We start from the raw sequence: 23,739 nt of genomic DNA, 5'->3' as shown, positions 1-23,739 counted from the left end.
CATTTCCTCGCACCAATTAGTGCAGGAGCGGCGTCCGCAAGTCGAGGGTCAGCGGAAACTCAATTGTGCGTTCCTCCGGAGGGGGTACGATTCGGCCAGGGGTGTGGCCGTGATCCTGGAAGCGCGCCAGCCGCCGCGCCTCGGCCTCGTAGGAGTTGACCGGCTTGGTCTCGTAATTGCGGCCACCGGGATGGGCGACATGGTAGACGCAGCCGCCGAGCGAGCGGCCGTTCCAGGTGTCGATCAGATCGAAGGTCAGCGGCGCATGCACCGGAATGGTCGGGTGCAGACCAGACGCCGGCTGCCAGGCCTTGAAGCGCACGCCGGCCACCGCCTCGCCGGTGCGGCCGGTCTCCGTCATCGGCATCCGCCGACCGTTGCAGGTGACGACGTGGCGGCCCTCGACAAAGCCTGATGCCTTGACTTGCAACCTCTCCACCGAGGAATCGACGTAGCGCACGGTGCCGCCCGCCGAGCCCTCTTCGCCCAGCACGTGCCAGGGCTCGAGCGCCTGGCGCAACTCGAGGTTGACGCCGCCGTGATGAACGCGGCCGAATGCTGGGAAGCGAAATTCGAGCTGCGCCTGATACCATTCCGGCTCGACATCGTAGCCGGACTGCTTCAGCTCGGCGAGCACGCCCAAAAAATCCTCCCAGAGGAAATGCGGCAGCATGAAGCGGTCGTGCAGCGCGGTGCCCCAGCGCACGAACTTGCCCTGCTGCGGCTCGCGCCACAGCTTTGCGATCAGCGCGCGGATCAGGAGCTGCTGTGCCAACGACATCCGTGGATCGGGCGGCATTTCGAGCGCGCGGAATTCGACGAGACCGAGCCGGCCGGTCGGGCCATCGGGCGAGAACAGCTTGTCGATGCAGATCTCGGCGCGATGGGTGTTGCCGGTGATGTCGACCAGGATGTGTCTGAACAAGCGGTCGACCAGCCACAACGGCGCATCCATGCCCGGCGGCGGCACATGCGCCAGCGCGATCTCGAGTTCGTACAGGCCATCATGCCGCGCCTCGTCGATGCGCGGGGCCTGGCTGGTCGGGCCGATGAACATGCCGGAGAACAGATAGGACAGCGACGGGTGCCGCTGCCAATACAACACGAGGCTCTTCAACAGGTCGGGCCGGCGCAGGAACGGCGAGTCCTGCGGCGTGGAGCCGCCGACCACGACGTGGTTGCCGCCGCCGGTGCCGGTGTGACGGCCGTCGATCAGGAAGCGGTTGGCGCCGAGCCGTGTCTTCGCCGCGTCTTCATAGAGACCCAGGGTGATGTCGACGGCCTCCCGCCAGCTCTGCGCCGGCTGTACGTTGATCTCGATCACGCCAGGATCGGGCGTCACCTTGATGACCTCGATGCGCGGGTCATAGGGCGGCGCGTAGCCCTCGACATGCACCGGCAATTGCAGCGCTTCGGCGGTGGCCTCGATCGCCGCGACCAGCGCCAGATAATCGTCGGCCTTCTCGACCGGCGGCATGAACGCGCACAGCACGCCGTCGCGCACCTCGATCGACATCGCCGTGCGCACCGGCAGCGGCTCGGGGATTCCCTCAAGCTCGTGCATCAGCTCGGCGTCGAAATCCGGAAACCCGTCGCGCGGCGCCATCGGGTCCTGCTCCACGGTGTAGGGATAATCTTCAGGGGGAACGTATTCGAGCGAGGAGATCGGAAGCCGCAGGCCGAGCGGGGAATCGCCTGCTGACAGGAACAGATGGCTGCGCCGCATCTTCCAGCGCTCGCTGCGCCAGCGTGCGGGCACGCGATCGGCAAGCAGATTCCAGCGCTGGATCGGCAGCACGTAGCCCTTCGGCGTCGTCAGCCCCTCATCGAACACCCGCGCCAGCCGCGCGCGTTCCTCCGCATCCGCCAGTTTTGAATTGGCCGGGCTGACATTGGCGGGAAGGCCCGCTTCGCGCTGTAGCCAGAACGCGGGATCCTCGTATGCGGGCATCACGTAATCGGCACTCAGCCCGAGCTTCTTGGCAGTGCCCTCGGCGAAGCGTTGCGCATCGCCGATCCCGGCCTTGCGCGGGTTCTCAACGCTTGCGATCAGGTCGGCGTTGTTCCAGATCGGCTCACCGTCCTTGCGCCAATAGAGGCCGAACGCCCAGCGCGGCAGGCTTTCGCCCGGATACCATTTGCCCTGCCCGTAATGCAGCAGGCCGCCCGGCGCAAAGCGTGTGCGCAGCTTGCGGATCAGCTCATCGGCAAGCACGCGCTTGGTCGGCCCGACCGCCGCGATATTCCATTCCGGCGATTCCAGATCGTCGACAGAGACGAAGGTCGGCTCGCCGCCCATGGTCAGTCGCACGTCGTCCTTGTGCAGGTCGGCATCGACCTGCTCGCCAAGCGCGTCGAGCCGCGCCCATGAGGCATCCGAGAACGGACGCGTGATCCGCGGCGCCTCGCGGATGCGCTTGACGCTCATCTCGAAGCCGAAGTCGACATTGGCGATGCCGGCTGTGCCTGAGATTGGCGCCGCCGAACGGTAATGCGGCGAGGCGCAAACCGGAATATGCCCCTCGCCCGTCAGCATGCCCGAGGTGACGTCGAAGCCGATCCAGCCCGCGCCCGGCAGATAGACCTCGGTCCAGGCGTGCAGGTCGGTGAAATCATTCTCGACCTCGCGCGGCCCATCGACCGGATCGATATCGGGCCTGAGCTGAAGCAGATAGCCGGAGACGAAGCGCGCCGCGAGCCCGAGATGGCGTAGCGTCTGCACCAGAAGCCACGCGGAATCGCGGCACGAGCCACTTCCGGCGGCAAGCGTCTCCTCCGGCGTCTGCGTACCCGCCTCCATGCGGATGACGTAGCCGACCTTCTTCTGCAGCTCTGCGTTCAGCTCGACCAGGAAATTGACCGTGCTGTCGGCCTCGCGTGGAATCTCTTTCAAATAGGCCGCGAACAACGGCCCCGGCTCCGTCGTCTCCAGGTAAGGCGCGAGCTCGTTCTTGAGATCGCCGGTGTACTGGAACGGAAAGCTGTTGGCATAGGGTTCGACGAAGAAATCGAACGGATTGATCACGGTCATCTGTGCCGTGAAATCGACCTCGATCTTGAGCTCGGTGGCCTTCTCCGGGAAGACGTAGCGCGCGAGCCAGTTGCCCTGCGGGTCCTGCTGCCAGTTCACGAAGTGGTTGGAGGGCGTCACCTTGAGCGAATAGCTCAGGATCGGCGTGCGCGTGTGCGGCGCCGGGCGGAGCCTGATCGTCTGGGGCCCGAGATCGATCGCCCGGTCGTATCTGTAATGCGTGACGTGGTGCAGTGCGACGAAGATCGACACGGACAAGGGACTCCAGCAGCTTTTTTGAGCAGAACACCGCTCCCGGCCGACATCAAGCACTAACAACGGGCACGGCGTGCCTACGGGGCGTGCGGATGCCGGCGCGGACGCTTGTCGGCATGATCTACCTGTGGTTGATTTGACGTCACGGATCCCACTTGTGGCGCAGGGAGGGTACCGCAATGAGCTTCCTGGTTGCGATCAGCCGAAGTGCCTATCCCGACACCGCGCTCGACAATTTTGCAGCGAGTCCATCCTTCGCCATGGGCGATGCGCAATCGATGATGTGGATGTCGCAGCTCGCTTACGAGACCAACACGCCGGACAAGGTCGACAGCATCCTGAAGGCGTGGCAACTAGAGCGCAAGGGGCTGGCCAGCAACGATCCCGTCACCAGCCTGCCGCCGCACAGCGCATGCTTCGTGGCTGCGGCCGGACGCAACGCAACCATCATCGCGTTCTCCGGCACCGATCCGCTCAAGATCGAGGACTGGATCACCGACTTCACTGCAGCCCGCTCGCCTGACGGCCTGCACAGCGGGTTCAAGGCCGCACTCGATTCCGTCTGGCCGCAGATCGTGCCGATCATCCAGCAGCGTCCGGCGCCCGCGCAACAGCTGTTCTTCACCGGCCACAGCCTCGGCGGCGCGCTCGCGATCATCGCCGCCGAGCGCGCGATGCGCGAATTCGGCGCGACCGCAACGGCGGTCTATACATTCGGCGGCCCGCGAACCGGCGGCCAGGACTTCTTCAACAGCTACACGACCGGACTTGGCACCGGACTTGGCACTGGACTTGGCACCCGCACCTTCCGCCTGGTGCATGGCAACGACGTCGTGCCGACGGTGCCGCCGCCGCTGCTCAACACCTTCCTTCATGTCGGCCAGATGATCCAGTGTCCGACCGACGGCACCTTCGCCGATCCACCGACGATGTCCGCGCCCAACGGCAACGATCCGGGCTTTGTCGACGGCCTGATCCAGGCCGGACTTGCCGACCTCCGCGCATTCGCGGCATTCCGGTTCCTTCGCTCGATTGGACCAAGACCGCTCGACATGCTCGCGGGCATCCTCCCGCGGATCGTGCGCGATCATGTGCCAGCGATTTATTTCCGCGCGCTTGGGATTCCACTGCGGTGAATGACGTCCATCATCGACGGCCGTAGCCCGGATGAAGCGGAGCGCAATCCGGGACCTCTGCCGGCTTGTGCAGAATCCCGGATTTCGCTGCGCTCCATCTGGGCTACGCACCTACACGCTGAACCCTAAGTTAACCAAGTTTGTTCACCATAACGGCTGGGACGCATGTTGAGTATGGAGTAGCGCCGTGCCGAAACTTACCATCTTGTTAACTGCTGCAATGCTGCTGCTCGGGTTGAACCAGGCAGCGCGCGCTGACGAGGTCGAGGGGATCTGGCTGACCGCGGCCGGCGACGCCAAGATCCGCATCAACTCCTGCGGCAAGGGATTGTGCGGCATCATCGTCTGGCTGAAGAACCCGATCGATGCCTCCACGGGCAAGCCGCAGGTCGATGACAAGAACGCCAACAAGGCGCTGGCGCAGCGGCCGATCATCGGCCTCAACATCTTCAGCACAATGCTTTCGGTCGCCGACAAGAAGTGGTCGGGCAGCATCTACAATGCAGACGACGGCAAGACCTATTCCAGCGAGTTGCGCCTGGCCGCCGCCAGAAAACTGGAAGTGCGTGGTTGCGTGTTAGCCGTGTTGTGCGGCGGCGAGACCTGGACCAAGGTCGGCGAGACCACGGTGGCGTCCGTCAATCAGTGATCGCGGGCGAGAACCCGTAGCCCGGATGAAGCGAAGCGAAATCCGCGATTCCGCGCATGCAGACAGTGCACCCGGATTGCGCTGCGCTTCATCCGGGCCACGCACTGCGCGATGAGGCTACATCGTCGCGCCCAGCACCCATGGCGCGAACTCGGCGCCGCCGAAATCGAAACTCTCGCTCTTGGTCGGCTGGCCCGAGGCCGTCTTGAGCATGAGATCGAAGATGCGCTGGCCGCATTCCTGCACGCTCTCCTCGCCGTCGAGGATGGTGCCGCAATTGACGTCCATGTCGTCTTCCATCCGCTTGTACATCGGCGTGTTGGTGGCAAGCTTGATCGAGGGCGCGGGCTTGCAGCCGAACACGCTGCCGCGTCCGGTCGTGAAGCAGACGAGATTGGCGCCGCCGGCCACCTGCCCGGTCGCCGCGACCGGGTCGTAGCCGGGCGTGTCCATGAACACGAAACCTTTCTTGGTCACCGGCTCGGCGTAGTGCAGCACGTCGACGAGGTTGGTGCTGCCGGCCTTCGCCATCGCGCCGAGCGACTTCTCCAGGATGGTGGTGAGGCCGCCGGCCTTGTTGCCGGGGCTCGGATTGGCGTTCATCTCGGCGCCTTCGCGTTGAGTGTACTCTTCCCACCAGCGCATCAGGCCGACAAGCTTCTCGCCGACCTCGCGGCTAACGGCGCGGCGCGTCAACAGATGCTCGGCGCCATAAGTCTCCGGCGTCTCCGAGAGAATGACGGTGCCGCCGTGACGCACCAATAGATCGCTCGCGGCGCCGAGCGCCGGATTGGCCGACACGCCGGAATAGCCGTCCGAGCCGCCGCACTGTAGCGCCACCGTCAGCTCGCTCGCCGGGACCGCCTCGCGCTTGACCTTGTTGGCATCGGCGAGCGCCTCCTTGACGAAGGCGACGCCGGCCTCGACTGTCTTGCGGGTGCCGCCGACCTCCTGGATGTCCATCGCGCGCAGCCGGCCGGCGAGCTTCTGCTCCTGCATCAACCCGCCGATCTGGTTCACCTCGCAGCCGAGGCCGAGCACGATCACGTTGGAGAAGTTCACGTGACGCGCATAGCCGCCGAGGGTGCGGCGAAGCAGCGCCAGGGGCTCATCCTGGGTCATGCCGCAGCCGGTCTTGTGGGTCAGCGCGACGACGCCGTCGACATTCGGAAAGTCGGCCAGCGGGTTCTCGCCGGTGAACGGGTTCTTCTTGAACACGTCGGCGACGAGGCCGGCGACATGCGCGCTGCAATTCACCGAGGTGAGGATACCAATATAGTTGCGCGTCGCCACGCGACCGTCGGGACGGCGGATGCCGTCGAACGTCGCCGGCAGATCGAAATTCGGCACCGGCTTGACGTCGACGCCATAGGCATAGTCCTTGGCGAAATCGCCCATGCCGCAGTTCTGCGTATGCACATGCTGGCCAGGCGCGATCGGCGCGGTGGCAAAGCCGATGATCTGGCCGTAGCGCCCGATCGGCTCGCCTTGTGCGATCGCCTTGATCGCGACCTTGTGACCTGCGGGAATCCGATCGACCGTGGTGACCCCCTCAGTCACCTCAAGCCCCGGCGGTAGGCTCGCGCGCGCGATCAGCACGCTGTCGTCGGGATGCAGGCGGATCACGGGTGCCGGGGCCATCGGGGTCTCCTTCTGAGGGGCGAATAGCGAATGGCGAGTAGCGAATAGCGCTACACGAACCGCCAATCCCTATTCGCCATTCGCTACTCGCTATTCGCGTTCTTACGCCTTGCCGCCGGACTTCTCGCGGGTCTGGTTGACCTGCATCCTGGCGTAGGTCTGCATCAGACCGACCTCGTTCGACAGCGTCACGAGCTTGAAGCCCATGTTGATGGCGCGCACCGCGCCTTCGGCGCCGGAGCAGTGGATGCCGGGATTGAGGCCGCGCTTGCCGCATTCCTTGATGATCTTCTCGTAGATCTTCAGGATCTCGGGCTCGTCGCGGTCGAGCTTCGGCACGAGGCCGTAGGAGAAGCCGAGATCGGACGGGCCGATATAGACGCCGTCGATGCCCTCGACGTCGAGGATCGCTTCCATGTTTTCGACCGCGGTCCTGGTCTCCATCATCGGCAGCAGCACGATTTCGTCATTGGCGGTCTGCTGATAGGTGCCGGCCGAGCCGTACATGCCGGCGCGGATCGGACCGTTGGAGCGCACGCCCTTCGGCGGATACTTCGAATAGGAGACGAGGTTCTTGGCTTCCTGGGGCGTGTTCACCATCGGGCAGATCACGCCATAGGCGCCGCCATCGAGCACCTTGCCGATGATACCGGGTTCATTCCAGGGCACACGGACCATCGGAGTGACGGGGTGGGCATGCATCGACTGGAAGCATTGCACCATCGACAGATAGTCCTGCACGCCGTGCTGCATGTCGACGGTGACGCTGTCGAAGCCGCACTGCGCGATGACTTCGGCCGAAAACCCCGAGGGGATCGCGAGCCACGCGTTCACCACCGCCTTGCCAGACGCCCAGACTTGCTTGACCTTGTTTGCCATTGATCGCGTTCCCTTCGCGGTTTTCTTGGAGGACGACTTAGCTGGTCGCCCGCTGGATGCTGATTTCGCTGACGCCGACTTCGCGCGCGGTGTTCACTATCGCCGCCCAAGTATCGTCAGGCAAGGGGATGCCGTTCTTCGTCCGGTCGGCGCGTGTCTTCCGCTCGGGATCGCCGGGAATCAGCACGGATTCGACGCCTGCGATCGGTTGGTCGCGCGGATGAAATCGACGTAGCGCGCGATCTCGCCGTCGAAGAAGTTTTTGGGATCGATCACCTTCGGGTCGATATAGAACGCCAGCATGCCGTTGGCGAAGCGGCGATCCGGAGCGGTGGCGCCGGTGCCGGTCAACGCGCCGCCGAGCAGCTCGCAGATGAACGCAAGGCCGGAACCCTTGTGGTCGCCAAAAGCGCGGATCGCGCCGGTCCCCTTGGTGTGATCGCGCGGTCCGTCGGGCGTATAGGGGCCATAGAGCACGTGCGGGTCTTCGCTCAATGTGCCGTCGGCATCGACCAGCGCGCCGGCCGGCAGCTTCTTGCCGCCGCGGCTCGCGACCAGGCACTTGCCTTCAGCCACGATCGACGTCGCGAAATCGAGCACGATCGGATCCTCGCCATCGCGTGGAATGCCGACGCAATAGGGCGCGGTCGACAACCGCTTCTCGACACCGCCATAGGGCGCGACGAGCAGCGAGCCTGCGGCGTTGACGAAATGCACCGATACCAGACCTTCGGCGGCGGCCATCTCGGCCCAGTCGCCGACGCGGCCGATATGGCCGGCGTTGCGCAGCGCGATCGCGGCAAGCCCCGCCTTCTTGCACTTCTCGATGCCGAGCCTGACCGCGACGGGCGCGACCGTTTGTCCGTAGCCGAATTTGCCGTCGATCACCGCGAGCGACGGCGTGTCGACCACGACCTCCGGCGCCTGGTTCGGCACCACCGAGCCCGTCTTCTTCCACCTGATGTAGACAGGCACGCGGATCACGCCGTGGCTGTCATGGCCGGTGAGGTTCGCCGTCGTGAGATAGGTTGCGATGCGCCTCGCCTCTTCGGGCGAAGATTCCACGTGGGAAAACACCTCGGCGACGAAATTGATGAGGTTCTCAACCTTGATGGTGACCATGGATCGGTAGCTCGCTGGATTGGTTTTCAAGCATGGGCTTTGGCGTGACCGCCAAGATAGGCGGCCGCGATGGCTTCGTTGCCCCACAATTCGTCGGGTTTGCCGCCCAGCACGATCCGCCCGGTTTCCAGGACGAAGCCGTGATCGGCGACTGAAAGTCCCATGCGCGCGTTTTGCTCGACGAGCAAAACCGTGGTGTCCTTCCTGATCTGCGAAATGATGCGGAACACCGCCTGCACGATCACGGGCGCGAGCCCGAGCGACGGCTCGTCCAACAGCAACAGCCGCGGCTTGGCCATCAACCCACGCGCGACCGCGACCATTTGCAACTGGCCGCCGGACAGCGTCCAGCCGAGCGCACCCGAGAAGGCGCGGATATCGGGGAACAGATCGAACATCGCGTCGGCCTCGCGCGAAATCTGCGCCGCGCCGACCTTCCGGTTCGACGCGCCGAGCATGATGTTTTCCTTCACTGTCAGGCCCGGGAACACGCGCCGGCCCTCCGGCACATGCGAGATACCGAGGCGGACGATCGCCTCCGGCCCGAGGCCGGCGATCGAACGGCCATCGAACAGGATGTCGCCCGAGGCGGGCTTTGCCAGCCCCGAGATCGCGCGCAGTGTCGTCGATTTGCCGGCGCCGTTGGCGCCGAGCAGCGTGACCACCTGCCCCTGCTCCACGGCGATGGTCACACCGCGCAGCGCTTCGATCTCGCCGTAGCGGACCACCAGATTGCGGATTTCGAGCAGCGGCATCATTCGCTCCCGAGATAGGCGGAGACGACGTCGGGATGGCGCAGCACCGCCATGGATTCGCCGTCCGCGATGCGGCGTCCGAAGTTCAGCACCGTGATGTGCTGGGCGGCTTCCGAGACCAGCGTCATGTCGTGATCGATGATCAGGATGGTGAGGCCTTGGGCTGCGATACGCTTGAGCAGCTCGTGCAGCTCGAGCTTCTCGGTCGAGTTGAGGCCGGCGGCCGGCTCGTCGAGCAGCAGCAGCGTCGGGTTCGAGGCGAGCGCACGCGCGATCTCGATCAACCGTTGATGGCCGTAGGAGAAGCTCGAGATCAGCTCGTTGGCGCGGCTGCCGAGGCCGACGAAGGTCAAGGCTTCCATCGCGCGCTCGGTCAGCGCATCCTCGCCCTTCCCGATCATGGTGTTGCCGGGACGCTCGGCGCCGATCTCGACGTTCTCCAGCGCCGTCATCGTGCGGAACAGGCGGATGTTCTGGAAGGTGCGCCCAAGCCCCGCAGCGGTGCGCTGATGGGTTGCCATGTTGGTGATGTCGGTGCCGTCGAGCACGATTCGGCCCGCGGTTGCCTTATAGAGGCCGGAGAGCACGTTCAAGGTCGTGGTCTTGCCGGAGCCGTTGGGGCCGATCAGCGCATGGACGCTGCCGCGCTTCACCGCGATGTCGACGCCGTCGACCGCCTTCAGGCCGCCGAAATGCTTCGACAGGCCGGTGACCTCAAGCACGATATCGCCGCCTGCGGTCGCAGGCTTGAGGTGCAGCGCGCCCGCAACCGGCGGCGCCTTGGTATGCGAACGCCAGCGCGTGAACGCGTCGGACACAAAGCCCCAGATTCCGTCCGGCATGAAGCGGATGATGAGGATCACCGACAGGCCGTAGATGGCGAGGTAGAGACCCGGCACACTTTTCAGGAAGCGCAGCCATTCCGGGATCAGGATCAAGAGGCCCGTGCCGATCACCGAGCCGACCGGCGAAGCCACGCCGCCGAGCAGCGACATGGTCAGGAACACGATCGATTCGGCGAACGAGAACTGATCCGGGCTGACATAGGCGAAGCCGCCGGCGAACAGGCCGCCGGCAAGGCCGCCGAGCACCGCGCAGAGCGCAAAGGCGGAGACCTTGGTGCGGAACACGTCGATGCCGTTGACGCCGGCCGCGAGCTCGTTGTCGCGCACCGCACGCATGGCGCGACCGATCTTGGTGTCCGGCAGGTGCCAGACCAGATAACCGACGATGGCGAGCGCCGCGACACAGAACGCGAGATAGCTCTGCGACGACTGGAACAGCTCCGGCCGGCCGATGTGCGAGACGCCGTCCGGCCCGTGGGTGACGCCGATCGCGTTGATCATCACCAGCGTCACGATCTGCTGGAACGAGATCGTTACCATGGCGAGATAGTGGCCGCCGAGCCGCAGCGTCGACATGCCGAGGAACGCGCCGGCGACGAGCGAGATCACGCAGCCGCCGACCAGGCAGGGCCAGAAGCTCAAGTGCAGGTCGGCGGTGCCGAGGCCGACCGCATAGGCGCCGAAGCCGAAGAACGCGGCCTGCGCCAGGTTGATCTGGCCGCAGAGGCCGAGCACGACCGACAGGCCGAACACCGCGATCGAGAAGGTCGTCGCCTGCAGCAGGATGTTGAGGATGTAGCCGTCGAACCGCATGCTGGCGGCGAGCGCCACCAGCACCGCGGCGCCGATGAAATACGGCAGATGACGGATAACAAGCGGCTTCGAGCGCACCGCGGGCGCCGGAATCATGTTGTCGCTGGCGCTCATGCTTTCTCCGCGACGCGCTCGCCGAAGATGCCCTGCGGCCTGAAGATCAGGAAGGCGATCAGCACCAGGAAGGCAAAGCCGTCTTTGTACGGCACCGAGACATAGGCGGCGCCGAACGTCTCGATCACGCCAAGCGCAAGCCCGCCAACGATCGCGCCGGCGACGTCGCCGAAGCCGCCGATGATGGTCGCCGCAAACGCCTTCAGCGCGATCGTCGAGCCCATCTGGATCGAGACGAACAGGACGGGTGCGACCAGGATGCCAGCAAGACCGCCGAGCACCGCCGAATAGATGAAGGTGATCATGATCATGGTGGAGACGGAAATGCCGAGCAGCGAGGCCATTTCCTTGTCCTGCGAGGTCGCCTGCAGCTTCTTGCCGAGCAGCGTCTTCTCGAAGAACCAGAAGTTGAAGAAAACCAGGAAGATCGTGACGCCGATGATCAGGAGATACTGGCTGTCCAGATAGACCGGGCCGAGCTGGATGCCGGGCGTGTCGAACCAGCCCTGCAGCACCTGCGGCTGCGGGCCGTAGATCGCCAGCACCGAGTTGGAGAGCAGGATCGACGCGCCGATGGTCGCGATGATGACAGGCAGATAGGTGCGGTGACGCAACGGATAGTAGACGCCGAGATTGAAGATGACGCCTAGCAGCGCCATGCCGGCGAGCGCGATCAGGAAGGCGAGCCAGTAAGGCAGGCCAAGCTCGACGCAGACCACCATCAGATAGGCCGCCACCATGGAGAATTCGCCTTGCGCGAAATTCACCACATTGGTGGCACGGAAGATCAGCACGAAGCCCAGCGCGACAAGCGCATAGACCGCGCCGATGCCGATACCGGTGAAGAGCAGTTGGAGGACGAGATCCATGACGAGCGCTCGATCTGGGAATTGTGTCGCAGACGATCGGCCTCTCCGAGGTCGCCAGAGAGGCCGGACCGCGATCAATCGTTGAAGTCGATGTGCTTGTCGTAGACGATCGCGCCCTTCTCGTTCTTCACGACGTTGTAGCCGTGCAGGCCGTCGCCGTTCTTGTCGAAATTGTACTCGCCCTCGGCGCCGGCGAATTTCTGTGTCGCCAGGATGGCGTCGCGGATCTTGTTCGGATCGGTCGTGCCCGCCTTGTTGATCGCGGCCGACAGGATCGTGATCGCGTCATAAGGCCAGGAACTCTGGTTGTCGGGCGCGGTCTTGTAGGCGTCGCGGTAGGCCTTGCTGAACGTCTTGGAGGCTTCGCTGGAGTCTTCGGCAAAGTCGGCAACACCGTAGGTGCCATAGAGCGCGGGGCCGGCGAGCTTGGTCGAGGAGACCGCCACCACCGAGGGCGAGCCGACCCAGGGGATGTTGACGCCGAGCTGGCGCAACTGCCGGGCAAAGATGCCGAGGTCGTTCTCGAAGGTGAAGTAGGTGCCGAGCACGTCGGCGCCGGACTGCTTCACCGCCAGCACGACTGGGGTGAAATCCTGGCTCTGATTGGCATAGCCCTGGTCGAGCACCGGCGGGGCGCCGAGCTTGGTCAATGCCTCGCTGAGCGCCTTGCCGCCGGCCGTGCCGAAGGCGTCGGTGGAATGGACGATCGCCCACTTCTTCTTGCCCAGCGTGTTGACGCCGAAATCGGCGATCACGCGGCCGGAATAATTATCGTTTGGACGGAAGCGGAACAGCCACGGATTGCCGGAATGGGTCAGGTCGGGGTTGGTGCCGCCGATCATCACGGGCTTGCCGACCTTGATCACGTCAGGCGCCATCGCCTGCACCTGGGTCGAACGGATCGAACCAAGGAAGGCGACGATGTCGGATTGCGCAGCGAGCTTCGAGAACGCCAGCACGATGCCGGGATTGGTGGTCTGGTCGTCTTCGATGACGAGTTCGAGCTGCTTGCCGAGGACGCCGCCGGCCTTGTTGACGGCAGCCAGCGCCAGCTTGGCTCCGTTCTGGGCCCACAGCCCCTGCTCTGCGGCCGGCCCCGTGACGGGCACGCACATGCCGATCTTGATGGTCGCGCCTTGCGCCCTTGCGCTCGTGATGATGTGGGGGGCGGCGATGCCAGCGACGATACCGGCCGCGAAATCGCGTCTCGTTATTTTCATTCAATCCTCCCTGTATAGCGCCGAACTTGCACGTCGGCTGCCTTTTGAGACGAGCGAGACGCGTAGACTTGTTGCCCTATCCACGGCCATCACGCAGTGCGACGAACAAATGTTCGCGCCGCTGCAGCGCACTCGACGCGCAACGGCGACCATCCATCCAAGCGCAAGGCGGAGCTAATCATGATTGTACATTGCACGCAATAGCCAAAAATTCACCGCTGCGGTGCGTAAATGCCTGTTGCGAGCGACCTCGACACGATCACGTGATAGTGTGGCCGGCGAGCAATCATCCATGTCGACGCCAAGAGCGAAATCGCAGACCAGACGGAAACAGCCGGCCTATGCGCTGATCAAGGACGCATTGGCAAAGCGGATCCGGACCGGTGACGTTCCGGCCGGAACCGTTCTCTCCGAATCGTCGATTGCGACGCTGTTTGGCTCCAGCCGCTCCCCGGTACGGCAGGCCTTCGAGCAGTTGGAGCACATCGGCCTGGTGCGCCGGTTCGACGGCCGTGGCGTTATCGCCGGCAAGCGCCAGGTCGAACCTCGGCGCGTCCCGATCACACCGGAAATGCTGGGACTGACCGACGGGCCGGTCGAGGCGGTGCGAAGCGACGCCTGGGACGCCCTCTATTACGAACTCGAACGTGAAATCATTTACCGGTCGATGTTCGGGCGCTTCCGCGTCAGCGAGCTCGCACTGGCGCGGCATTTCCGGGTGGGACGCACGGTTGCCCGCAACCTGCTGCTACGCGCGCAGGCGATCGGAATCCTGGAGAAAGGCGCCAAAGCCCACTGGTACGTGGTGCCACTGGACGAGGATCGCGTCCGCGACATCTTCGAGGTGCGGGCAGTCCTCGAGCCGCTACTCCTCAAATCCGCTGCTGCGAAGATTCCGGCAGCGTTGCTGGACCGGATGGCGGAGCGGCTGCGCGAGGGGATTCGGTTCCGTGACCGCGTCGGCGTCGCCGAGCTCGACGAGATCGAAGGTGATCTCCATATCCGGTGCCTGGGTTACGGCATCAATCGCGAGATGATCGAAGCCCTCAAGCGCACCCACTGCGCTTTCGTGATCGGCAAACACATTCAGGTGGCCTTGACCGCGCCGCAGATCGATTCCTTCATGGACGAGCACCTGCTGATCATTGAGGCATTGCGCGCTCGCGACGGCGACACGGCGGCCGCGACATTGCGCCGCCATATCGAGTGGTCCCAATCGAAAGTTGCCCGCTGGATTGCCGAGTTCCGCGCCATCAACGTGATTTCGCGCGTTCCTTACATGGTCTAGCCGGCACTGCCGGATATCATCGTGCAAAATTCCTGGCTATTCGTCGGCCTCGACCTCGGCGCCGTCGGCGGACGTCATCCCGGCCAGGCTCATCTCGAGCGCGCCGAGCATCTCGTGCAGCTCCACAAGCTTACGTGCGCCATAGCGCCTGGTGATCTCGGCGTAGATTGCCTCCGACGACGGCGCCACCGCCTCGATCAGCTTCATCCCCTTTGCCGAGATCGAAACAACGGCGCGGCGCAGATCGGTCTCCGCGGCCTTGCGCTCGATCAACTGGCGCGCCTCGAGGTCGCGCAGGATGCGCGACAGGCTCGGGCCGAGCAGGAACGCGACGCGCGCAAGTTCGGTCACCTCAATTTGATCGACCGATGTGAGCGCGCGGAGGATCCGCCACTGCTGCTCGGTCAGCCCGTGATTGCGCAGCGATGGACGGAACTGCCGCATCACGGCCTCGCGCGCACGCAACAGCGACATCGGCAGCGAGCGCGAGAACTCGCGCATCGGGGCCCGGCGGGACGATCCGGCCTCGGCCGCGCCTGAACGCAAGTCGTCCGACGATTTCTTCCGCGCCATGGTTCAATCTAGGGCGCGATGATCATCGCGCTCCACCCCTTCTGCTTGAGCATGATCTGTTCCGGAAAACCGGTACCCACTTTTCCGGATCATGCTCGGAGCCACGAACTTTTGCGCTGCAGCATGCACCGATTCAGTTTGCGGGAATACACTTAACATGTTAATCATCTCCCGGCATCCACTATTTGTGTGTCATTCATGGCCCTCTCCCACGACGATATCCGCACGGCCGCGCAGCGGCTCGACCAGGCGGAAAAGACCCGCAAGCAAATCCGCCAGCTCTCGCTGGAGTATCCCGGCATCACTATTGCTGATGCGTACGCGATTCAGAAGGCCTGGGTTGAGATGAAGGTGGCGCAGGGCCGCGTCGTCAAAGGCCACAAGATCGGCCTAACCTCGAAAGCGATGCAGAGCGCGCTCAACATCGACGAGCCCGATTCCGGCATCCTGCTCGACGACATGTTCTTTGCCGATGGCGGGCTGGTGCCGAGCGATCGCTTCATCGCGACCCGCGTCGAGGCCGAGCTCGCCTTCGTGATGAAGCACCGCCTCTCGGGCCCGGACTGCACGCTGTTCGACGTGCTCAACGCCACCGACTTCGTGGTGCCGGCGCTGGAAATCCTCGACACCAGGGTCGAGCGGGTCGATCCGCAGACCCGGGCGACGCGCAAGATCTTCGACACCATCGCCGACAACGCCGCCAATGCCGGCATCGTGCTCGGCGGCCGCCCGATTCGCCCGCTGGACGCCGATTTGCGCTGGATCGGCGCGCTCTGCTTCCGCAACGGTCAGCTCGAGGAGACCGGCCTTGCCGCCGGCGTGCTCAATCATCCGGCGACCGCGGTAGCGTGGCTCGCCAACAAGATCGCGCCCAACGGGCTGGCGCTCGAGGCCGGCCAGGTGGTGCTGGCGGGCTCCTTCATCCGCCCGATCGAGACCCGCAAGGGCGACACGATTCAGGCCGACTATGGACCTTACGGTTCCGTGAGCTGCTACTTCGCCTGACGCCTTGGTAACAGCAGGAGACCGGCCATGCCGCATTTCACGCTAGAATATTCCGCCAATCTCGACGGCCTCGTCAACATCGGCGAGGTCGTCGAGGTGGTCCGCAAGGCCGCGGTCGAGACCGGCATCTTCCCGCTCGGCGGCATTCGCGTCCGCGCCGTCAGGTGCGAGCATTACTCGATCGCCGACGGACGGAAGAATTACGGCTTCCTCGACATGGTGCTGCGGCTCGGCGAAGGCCGCGATCTCGCCACCCGCAAGAAGGCCGGCGAGCACATCTTCAAGGTGCTATCAGCCCATCTCGATCCAGTGTTCGCCAAGAGCAAGTTCGCGCTGTCGTTCGATATGCAGATCAACGACAAGGAGACGAGCTGGAAGCGCAACAACATCCACGAAGCCCTGAAGGTGGAGACCGTCAATGGATAAGGCCGCAGCGAAATCCGCCGATCTGTTCCAGGCCAACCGCGATCGCGCCGGCCCCCTGCTCACCAGACTGAAGGCCGAAGGCATCGGCCATGTGATCGGCGGCAAGGTCGTGCCGTCGGTCTCGGGCCGGACGTTTGAGACGAAGTCGCCGATCGACGGCACGGTGCTTGCGACGGTGGCGCGCGGCAATGCCGAAGACATCGACCGCGCCGCAACCGCGGCATCGCTCGCCTTCAAGGCCTGGCGCGACATGCCGGCGGCGCAGCGCCGCAAGCTGCTGCATCGCGTCGCCGACGCGATCGAGGATCATGCCGACGACATCGCCGTGCTCGAGTGTGTCGACACCGGACAGGCGCATCGCTTCATGGCCAAGGCCGCGATCCGCGGCGCGGAAAACTTCCGCTTCTTCGCCGACAAATGCACGGAGGCCAGGGATGGCCGCAACACACCGTCGGAAGAACACTGGAACATCTCGACCCGGGTGCCGATCGGCCCAGTCGGCGTGATCACGCCGTGGAACACGCCGTTCATGCTGTCGACCTGGAAGATCGCGCCTGCCTTGGCCGCGGGCTGCACGGTGGTGCACAAGCCGGCCGAATGGTCGCCGGTGACCGCCGACTTGCTGGTCAAGCTCGCGAAGCAGGCCGGCCTGCCCGATGGCGTGCTCAACACCGTGCACGGCTTCGGCGAGGACGCCGGCAAGGCGCTGACCGAACACCCCGCGATCAAGGCGATCGGCTTCGTCGGCGAGAGCGCGACCGGTTCGGCGATCATGGCGCAGGGCGCGCCGACCTTGAAGCGCGTGCATTTCGAGCTCGGCGGCAAGAACCCGGTGATCGTGTTCGACGACGCCGATCTCGAGCGCGCGCTCGATGCTGTCGTGTTCATGATCTACTCGCTCAACGGCGAGCGCTGCACCTCGTCGAGCCGCCTCCTGGTCCAGGAGAGCATCGCCGACCGCTTCATCGCAAAGCTCGCCGCGCGCGTGAAGGCGCTCAAGGTCGGTCACCCGCTCGATCCGGCAACCGAGATCGGGCCGCTGATCCACGAGCGGCACTTTGCCAAGGTGTGCAGCTATTTCGACATCGCCAGGCAGGACGGCGCGACGATTGCGGTCGGCGGCGAGCCGCATGACGGTCCGGGCGGCGGGCACTATGTGCAGCCGACCCTCGTCACCGGCGCCAACGCCCAAATGCGGGTCGCCCAGCAGGAAGTGTTCGGCCCGTTCCTGACCGTGATCCGGTTCCGCGACGAGCCTGATGCCATCGAGATCGCCAACGGCGTACAATACGGCCTCGCCGGCTATGTCTGGACCGGCGACGTGGGCCGCGCGCTGCGGGTGGCGGATGCGCTCGAGGCCGGCATGATCTGGCTCAACTCGGAAAACGTCCGCCATCTGCCGACGCCGTTCGGCGGCATGAAGGCGTCGGGCATCGGCCGCGACGGCGGCGACTACTCGTTCGACTTCTACATGGAAACCAAGCACGTCTCGCTCGCGCGCGGGACGCACAAGATTCAGAAACTGGGAATCCCCTCATCCTGAGGAGCGGGCGTCAGCCCGCGTCTCGAAGGATGAGGCCACAGACCGGGCCTCGTGGTTCGAGACGGCGCTGACGCGCCTCCTCACCATGAGGGTCAACACTTTGAGGATTGGAAAAAACCCATGCCCGTTCCGCAACACGTCTTCGATCCGCCGTTCAACATCATCCGTTGCAGCCACGCCGTGCTCGACGTCACCGATCTCGACGCCAGCGCCACCTTCTATGAAAAGACGGTCGGACTCCACATCGAGGACCGCGACGACAAGGCGGTCTACCTGCGCGCCTGCGAGGAGCACCAGCATCACTCGGTGGTGCTGCGCAAGGCGCAGAAGGCCGCCTGCAACCGGCTCGGATTCAAGGTCGGCAATGACGGCGACCTCGACAAGGCGGCCGCGTTCTTCTCGAAGAACGGCATCAACCACGCCTTTGCCGATCAGCCGTTCCAGGGCCGCACGCTGCAGTACACCGATCCGTTCGGCTTCCAGATCGAGCTCTATGCGACGATGGAGAAGCGTCCGCATCTCCTGCGCCGCTACGACCTCTACAAGGGCTGCCACCCGCAGCGGCTCGACCATTTCAACGTGTTCGCCGCCGAGGTGCAGGACACGGTCGATTTCTATGCCCGGCTCGGCTTCCGGCTCACCGAATATGCCGAGGAGGACGGCGCCAACGGCCGCATCGCCGCCGCCTGGATGCATCGCAAGGGCAACGTCCACGACTTCGCCATCACCAACGGCAGGGGCCCTCGTCTGCACCACATCGCCTATTGGGTGCCGACCGCGATGAACATCGTGCATTTGTGCGACGTGATGGCCTCCTCCGGCTATCTGAAGAACATCGAGCGCGGACCCGGCCGGCACGGCATCTCGAACGCATTCTTCCTCTACATCCGCGATCCCGACGGCCATCGCATCGAGCTCTACACCAGCGACTATTTCACCGGCGATCACGACCACGAGCCGCTGCGCTGGTCGCTGCGCGATCCGCGCCGCCAGACGCTGTGGGGCGCGCCGGCACCGCGTTCCTGGTTCGAGGAGGGCTCGCCGTTCGCAGGCCAGGCCGTGCGCGATCCGCGCTTCGTCGCCGACGTGCTGGTTGCGGACTGACGGGGACCGAAATGGCTGCACCTCGCCTCGCCACCTACGCCGCCAACGGCGCCATCGGGTACGGCGCCGTGACCGACGCCGGCATCGTCGACCTCTCCTCCCGCTTTGCGAAGGACTATCCGACGCTGCGCGAGGCGATCGCCGCCGGCGCCCTGACGAAGCTGGCGGACGCCGCCGCCGGGCGCGCGCCCGAGCACGCGCTCGACGCGATCACCTTTCGGCCGCCGATCCCCGCGCCGGAAAAGATCATCTGCATCGGCGTCAACTATCCGGACCGCAACGCCGAGTACAAGGACGGCTCGGACGCGCCGAAATATCCGAGCATGTTCCTGCGCGTGCCGCGCTCCTTCGTCGGTCACAACGTGCCGGTGGTGCGCCCGCGCGTCTCGCCCCAGCTCGACTATGAGGGCGAACTGGTGCTGGTCATCGGCAAGGCCGGCCGTCACATTCCCGAGAGCGCCGCGCTCGACCATATCGCGGCGCTGACGCTATGCAACGAAGGCACCATCCGCGACTGGGTGCGTCACGCCAAGTTCAACGTCACCCAGGGTAAGAACTTCGATTCCACCGGCAGCCTCGGGCCGTGGATCGTGCCCTATACCAACGAAGCGCAGATCGCCGATATCCGCCTGACCACGCGTGTCAACGGTGAGACGCGGCAGGACGACCGCACCTCGCGCTTGATTTTCGGCTTCCGTTATCTCATCAACTACATCTCGACCTTCACGACGCTGGTGCCGGGTGACGTCATCGTGACGGGCACGCCGACCGGCGCCGGCGCGCGGTTCGATCCGCCGCGTTACCTGAAGCCCGGCGACGTCGTCGAGGTCGAGGCCGAAGGCGTTGGAATTCTGCGCAACGGCGTCATCGACGAAGGATAGCAATCCCCCAAAAAACAGTGGACCGCATCATGACCTCAACATCCGGCGGCGAAGCGATCGTCAACGGCCTTGTCGCACACGGTGTTGACACCGTGTTCGGCCTGCCCGGCGCGCAGATCTACGGCCTGTTCGATGCGTTCCACCAGGCCCAGCTCAAGGTGATCGGCGCGCGGCACGAACAGGCCTGCGGCTACATGGCGTTCGGCTATGCTCGCGCGAGCGGCCGACCCGGCGTGTTCAGCGTGGTGCCCGGCCCCGGCGTGCTCAACGCCTCGGCGGCGCTGCTCACCGCATTCGGCTGCAACGAGCCGGTGCTGTGCCTGACCGGCCAGGTGCCGACGCAATTCCTGGGCAAGGGCCGCGGTCATCTGCACGAGATGCCGGATCAGCTTGCGACGCTGCGCACCTTCGTGAAATGGGCCGACCGGGTCGAATATCCCGACGTCGCGCCCGCGATGGTGTCGCGCGCCTTCCAGGAGATGCTCTCTGGCCGACGCGGCCCGGCCTCGCTGGAAATGCCCTGGGACGTCTTCACCCAGCGTGCGCAGGTCGCCGCCGTCAAGCCGTTCGACCTGCTGCCGGCGCCGCAGCCCGACCCGGACCGCATCAAGGCGGCCGCCGACCTGATCGCCGGCAGCAAGGCGCCGATGATCTTCGTCGGCAGCGGGGCGATCCATGCGGGCGATGAAATCCTCGAGCTCGCCGAGATGATCGACGCGCCAGTCGTGGCGTTCCGCAGCGGCCGCGGCATCGTCTCGAACGCGCATGAACTCGGGCTCACGATGGCGGCGGCCTACACACTGTGGCCGAAGACCGACCTGATGATCGGCATCGGCACCCGCATGGAGCTGCCGACGATGTCGCGCTGGCCCTATCGCCCCGACGGACTGAAATGCGTCCGCATCGACATCGACCCGGTCGAGATGCGGCGCTGGCCCGCTGATGCCGCCGTGATATCAGATGCCAAGACCGGCACCTCCGACCTCGTCGCGGCCGTGCGCAAGGCCGGCTACAGCAAGGTCTCCGGCCGGCGCGCGGCAATCCTCGAGGCGACCGCAGCGGCCGAACACGAGATCCAGCGCATCCAGCCGCAGATGGCCTATCTCAAGATCCTGCGCGAGGTGTTGCCGGCGAATGCTGTTATCACCGACGAGCTGTCGCAGGTCGGCTTCGCCTCCTGGTATGGCTTTCCGATCTACCAGCCACGCACCTTCATCAGCTCAGGCTATCAGGGCACGCTCGGCTCGGGCTTCCCGACTGCGCTGGGCGCCAAGGTTGCCAATCCGAACAAGCCTGTCGTCGCGATTACCGGCGACGGCGGCTTCATGTTCGGCGTGCAGGAACTCTCCACCGCGGTGCAATTCAAAATCGGCGTCGTGACGCTGGTCTTCAACAATAACGCCTATGGCAATGTGCGCCGCGACCAGCGTGAGCGCTTCGACGGCCGCGTCGTCGCCTCCGACCTCGTCAATCCGGATTTCGTGAAGCTGGCGGAATCCTTCGGCGCCGGTGCGGCGCGCGTCACCTCGCCCGACCAATTCCGCCCGGTGCTGGAAAAGGCGCTGGCCGATGGCGGGCCGTACGTGATCTCGGTCGAAGTGCCGACGGACTCCGAGGTCAGCCCCTGGGCGTACATCCATCCGGCGAAGAACAACTAGACAGCTTTCACGCCGCGTTGCAGGCGCGACGCGGCGATCACCAGCAATCCGGCTCCGGCGACCGACCAGCAGGCGACCGGCGCCCAGTGCAAGAGCGGCGCATAGTCCGGCATCTTTTGCAGACCGCCTGCAACCGCGGCCATGCGCGCAAAGGTCGCGAGCGCGAGCGCCGAGAAAACGGTGCCGGTGACCTTGCCTTCGGCGCCAGTCTCGCCGATCGCCAGCGCCGCCGATACTGCGCTCATCGGCATGCAGCCCCAGGCCGCGCCCGCCATGAATTGCGCCGCGATCAGCACATTGAGGCTGCCCGCCATCTCCGCCAGCGCGACGGCGAGCGCGCCGAGCAGGCCGGCCACCCCCATCACGATCAGTCCGCCGCGATGCTTGACGACGACGCTCGCCGGAAACATCGCAATGTTGAAGCCGACCCAGAACACCGGCATCAGCCATTGCAGGCCGTCAGGTTTCGCGAAGCGGAGAAAGAACGGGCCGCTGTTGATGCTGAAATGCAGTTGATAACCGAGCGACAGGATCACCATCGACGCAATGAAGAACATTGGCAGCCGCCCGAGCGGCTTGGCCGGCGGCGCCGGCTGCACGGACGGCGTGTCCTGCGCCAGCCGCCGCTCGATGCCCGAGAGCGCGAGCGTCGTCAGCAGCAGCACCGCGCCCGACAGCAGGAAGGGGAGCCGCGCATCCTGGTTGCGCAGCATGACCCCAAGATAGGGCGACACCGCACCGGCGAGGCCATAGCCAAGCATCGCCAGCGCCGCGAGAAACGGGACCTGCGGCCGCGGCCGATATTTTCCGAGCAGCATCAGCGGCGGCGCGCGCAGCGCCGACGACGTCACCGCCCAGATCACGATCAGCGCGATCAACCAGCCTTGCGCGCCTGGCCCGGTGCCGGCCACGTAAGGCAGCGAAATAAAGGCCGCACAGGAGATCGCAGTCAAAACGCCGACGAATATTCCGAGCCGGCCGAGCATGCGCGAAATCCTGTCGGCGGCCATGCCCATCGCGGTGTCGGTGATGGTGAAGATGCCCTGATCGAGCATCAGGAGCAGGATCACGGTTGCCGGCGCGATGCCGACCTCGGCGCAGAGGTTGGGCAGATAGATCACGTAGGTGGTCCAGCCCAGCGTGAACACGAGCTGCAGCACGCCGAGGTAGACGCCGGTACGCCTGGCTGCACTGTCGGCCTTCGCGGTCGTGGTCATGGCGCAAGCTTAGACCAGCCGCTCGCTTCGCGGGAGAGGGCTTGGCGCCTCAGCGCACCTTGCGGAAGGTCAGGTTGATGCGCTGGCGGCCGAAGATGCCGTGCTCGCCGTCGGCAAGCGGCGCGACGCCATGGAAGAACAGCCGCGATGGCCCGCCCCACACCACGACGTCGCCGTGCTCGAGGCGATAGCGGCGCGGCGTGTCGCTGCGCTTCAGCCCACCGAACAGGAAGATCGCCGGCAATCCGAGCGAGACCGAGACGATGGGTGCTGCGAAATCGAGCTCGTCCTTGTCCTGATGCAGCGACAGCTTCGCGCCCGGCACATAGCGGTTGATCAGGCAGGCCTCCGGGGCAAAGCCGGCGAAACCGGCCTCAGCGGCAGCAGTGGCGGCGATTGCGCGAAGCACCGGCGGCATCGCCGGCCAGGGATGTCCCGAATTCGGATCGATGCCGTCATAGCGATAGCCGCTCGGGTCCGAGACCCAGCCGAGGCTGCCGCAATTGGTCATCGCAACCGACATCCGATGGCCGCCGGGCGTGATCAAATGGCGGAACGGCGCCTGCTTGACGATGGTTCGCAACGCCGGGATCAGCTCGACCTCGAACGGCCGGGCAAACCCGCGCAGCACGACCGCGCCCTCCGCCATCGTCTCGCGCGCGGGGCGCGCATCGCCAACGCTTTCGAACAAATCAGCGGTCACGCCTGTTCGCGC

The 23,739-nt window shown here is 65.1% G+C and carries 19 protein-coding genes and 1 pseudogene; 9 read left to right on the top strand and 11 right to left on the bottom strand.

From position 1 onward, the window contains the following. Positions 1–16: 16 nt before the first annotated feature. Complete coding sequence (locus tag ACFFWD_RS18935) at positions 17–3,283, bottom strand: transglutaminase family protein (protein ID WP_376967794.1); 3,267 nt, start codon at positions 3,281–3,283, stop codon at positions 17–19. Positions 3,284–3,465: 182 nt separating this feature from the next. Between ACFFWD_RS18935 and ACFFWD_RS18930 the strand changes: the two genes are divergently transcribed. Continuing rightward, positions 3,466–4,422: a lipase family protein gene (locus ACFFWD_RS18930; protein ID WP_376967792.1), complete on the top strand. Its 957-nt coding sequence runs from the start codon at positions 3,466–3,468 to the stop codon at positions 4,420–4,422. A gap of 220 nt (positions 4,423–4,642) precedes the next feature. After that, positions 4,643–5,071, top strand: coding sequence for a DUF2147 domain-containing protein (locus ACFFWD_RS18925; RefSeq protein WP_376967906.1), 429 nt, complete (start codon positions 4,643–4,645; stop codon positions 5,069–5,071). 117 nt (positions 5,072–5,188) lie between these two features. On the opposite strand, the gene ACFFWD_RS18920 is transcribed toward ACFFWD_RS18925, so the two are convergent. The 7 genes and pseudogenes from ACFFWD_RS18920 to ACFFWD_RS18890 form a co-directional block, all read right to left on the bottom strand. Continuing rightward, a complete protein-coding gene (locus tag ACFFWD_RS18920) occupies positions 5,189–6,712 on the bottom strand; it encodes a D-arabinonate dehydratase (protein WP_376967790.1) in 1,524 nt (507 codons plus the stop codon). A gap of 102 nt (positions 6,713–6,814) precedes the next feature. Continuing rightward, positions 6,815–7,591, bottom strand: coding sequence for an HpcH/HpaI aldolase family protein (locus ACFFWD_RS18915; protein ID WP_376967788.1), 777 nt, complete (start codon positions 7,589–7,591; stop codon positions 6,815–6,817). Positions 7,592–7,628: 37 nt separating this feature from the next. After that, positions 7,629–8,713 (bottom strand): annotated as a pseudogene (locus tag ACFFWD_RS18910) (malate/lactate/ureidoglycolate dehydrogenase). 26 nt (positions 8,714–8,739) lie between these two features. Beyond that, complete coding sequence (locus tag ACFFWD_RS18905; RefSeq protein WP_376967786.1) at positions 8,740–9,468, bottom strand: ABC transporter ATP-binding protein; 729 nt, start codon at positions 9,466–9,468, stop codon at positions 8,740–8,742. Beyond that, on the bottom strand, positions 9,468–11,240 hold the full coding sequence (locus ACFFWD_RS18900) for a branched-chain amino acid ABC transporter ATP-binding protein/permease (protein WP_376967784.1): 1,773 nt from the start codon (positions 11,238–11,240) through the stop codon (positions 9,468–9,470). The genes ACFFWD_RS18905 and ACFFWD_RS18900 overlap by 1 nt, the downstream gene beginning before the upstream one ends. Continuing rightward, the gene (locus ACFFWD_RS18895) at positions 11,237–12,109 is read right to left on the bottom strand and encodes a branched-chain amino acid ABC transporter permease (protein WP_376967782.1); all 873 of its coding nucleotides are present in this window, start codon (positions 12,107–12,109) and stop codon (positions 11,237–11,239) included. The genes ACFFWD_RS18900 and ACFFWD_RS18895 overlap by 4 nt, the downstream gene beginning before the upstream one ends. 74 nt (positions 12,110–12,183) lie before the next feature. After that, the gene (locus ACFFWD_RS18890) at positions 12,184–13,329 is read right to left on the bottom strand and encodes an ABC transporter substrate-binding protein (protein ID WP_376967780.1); all 1,146 of its coding nucleotides are present in this window, start codon (positions 13,327–13,329) and stop codon (positions 12,184–12,186) included. Positions 13,330–13,621: 292 nt separating this feature from the next. On the opposite strand from ACFFWD_RS18890, the gene ACFFWD_RS18885 reads away from it, so the two are divergent. Further along, a complete protein-coding gene (locus ACFFWD_RS18885; RefSeq protein ID WP_376967778.1) occupies positions 13,622–14,617 on the top strand; it encodes a GntR family transcriptional regulator in 996 nt (331 codons plus the stop codon). A 36-nt stretch (positions 14,618–14,653) separates the two neighbouring features. Here ACFFWD_RS18885 and hpaR read toward each other — a convergent pair whose 3' ends face one another. Then, complete coding sequence (gene hpaR, locus ACFFWD_RS18880) at positions 14,654–15,190, bottom strand: homoprotocatechuate degradation operon regulator HpaR (RefSeq protein ID WP_376967776.1); 537 nt, start codon at positions 15,188–15,190, stop codon at positions 14,654–14,656. Between the two features lie 198 nt (positions 15,191–15,388). On the opposite strand from hpaR, the gene hpaH reads away from it, so the two are divergent. From hpaH to ACFFWD_RS18850, 6 genes are all read left to right on the top strand, one after another. Continuing rightward, positions 15,389–16,195, top strand: a complete 807-nt coding sequence (gene hpaH / locus ACFFWD_RS18875; RefSeq protein WP_376967774.1) for a 2-oxo-hept-4-ene-1,7-dioate hydratase — start codon at positions 15,389–15,391, stop codon at positions 16,193–16,195. A gap of 27 nt (positions 16,196–16,222) precedes the next feature. Further along, positions 16,223–16,621 (top strand): 5-carboxymethyl-2-hydroxymuconate Delta-isomerase, encoded by a 399-nt coding sequence (locus tag ACFFWD_RS18870; protein WP_376967772.1) that lies wholly within the window; start codon positions 16,223–16,225, stop codon positions 16,619–16,621. Beyond that, a complete protein-coding gene (gene hpaE / locus ACFFWD_RS18865; protein ID WP_376967770.1) occupies positions 16,614–18,164 on the top strand; it encodes a 5-carboxymethyl-2-hydroxymuconate semialdehyde dehydrogenase in 1,551 nt (516 codons plus the stop codon). The genes ACFFWD_RS18870 and hpaE overlap by 8 nt, the downstream gene beginning before the upstream one ends. Positions 18,165–18,284: 120 nt before the next feature. Continuing rightward, a complete protein-coding gene (gene hpaD / locus ACFFWD_RS18860; RefSeq protein ID WP_376967768.1) occupies positions 18,285–19,268 on the top strand; it encodes a 3,4-dihydroxyphenylacetate 2,3-dioxygenase in 984 nt (327 codons plus the stop codon). An 11-nt stretch (positions 19,269–19,279) separates the two neighbouring features. Next, entirely contained in the window at positions 19,280–20,149 is an 870-nt protein-coding gene (locus tag ACFFWD_RS18855; protein WP_376967766.1) for a fumarylacetoacetate hydrolase family protein, read from the top strand. 29 nt (positions 20,150–20,178) lie between these two features. Continuing rightward, positions 20,179–21,807, top strand: a complete 1,629-nt coding sequence (locus ACFFWD_RS18850) for a thiamine pyrophosphate-dependent enzyme (protein ID WP_376967764.1) — start codon at positions 20,179–20,181, stop codon at positions 21,805–21,807. On the opposite strand, the gene ACFFWD_RS18845 is transcribed toward ACFFWD_RS18850, so the two are convergent. Continuing rightward, positions 21,804–23,024, bottom strand: a complete 1,221-nt coding sequence (locus ACFFWD_RS18845; RefSeq protein WP_376967762.1) for an MFS transporter — start codon at positions 23,022–23,024, stop codon at positions 21,804–21,806. The two genes, ACFFWD_RS18850 and ACFFWD_RS18845, sit on opposite strands and share 4 nt — an antisense overlap. A gap of 49 nt (positions 23,025–23,073) precedes the next feature. After that, positions 23,074–23,727, bottom strand: coding sequence for a DNA oxidative demethylase AlkB (gene alkB, locus ACFFWD_RS18840; protein WP_376967760.1), 654 nt, complete (start codon positions 23,725–23,727; stop codon positions 23,074–23,076). Between the last annotated feature and the right edge of the window lie 12 nt (positions 23,728–23,739).

Source organism: Bradyrhizobium erythrophlei, assembly GCF_042430365.1.
GTDB lineage: Bacteria > Pseudomonadota > Alphaproteobacteria > Rhizobiales > Xanthobacteraceae > Bradyrhizobium > Bradyrhizobium erythrophlei.
Note: the sequence above shows the minus strand (reverse complement) of the source record. Positions and strands in the feature narration are given on the sequence as shown.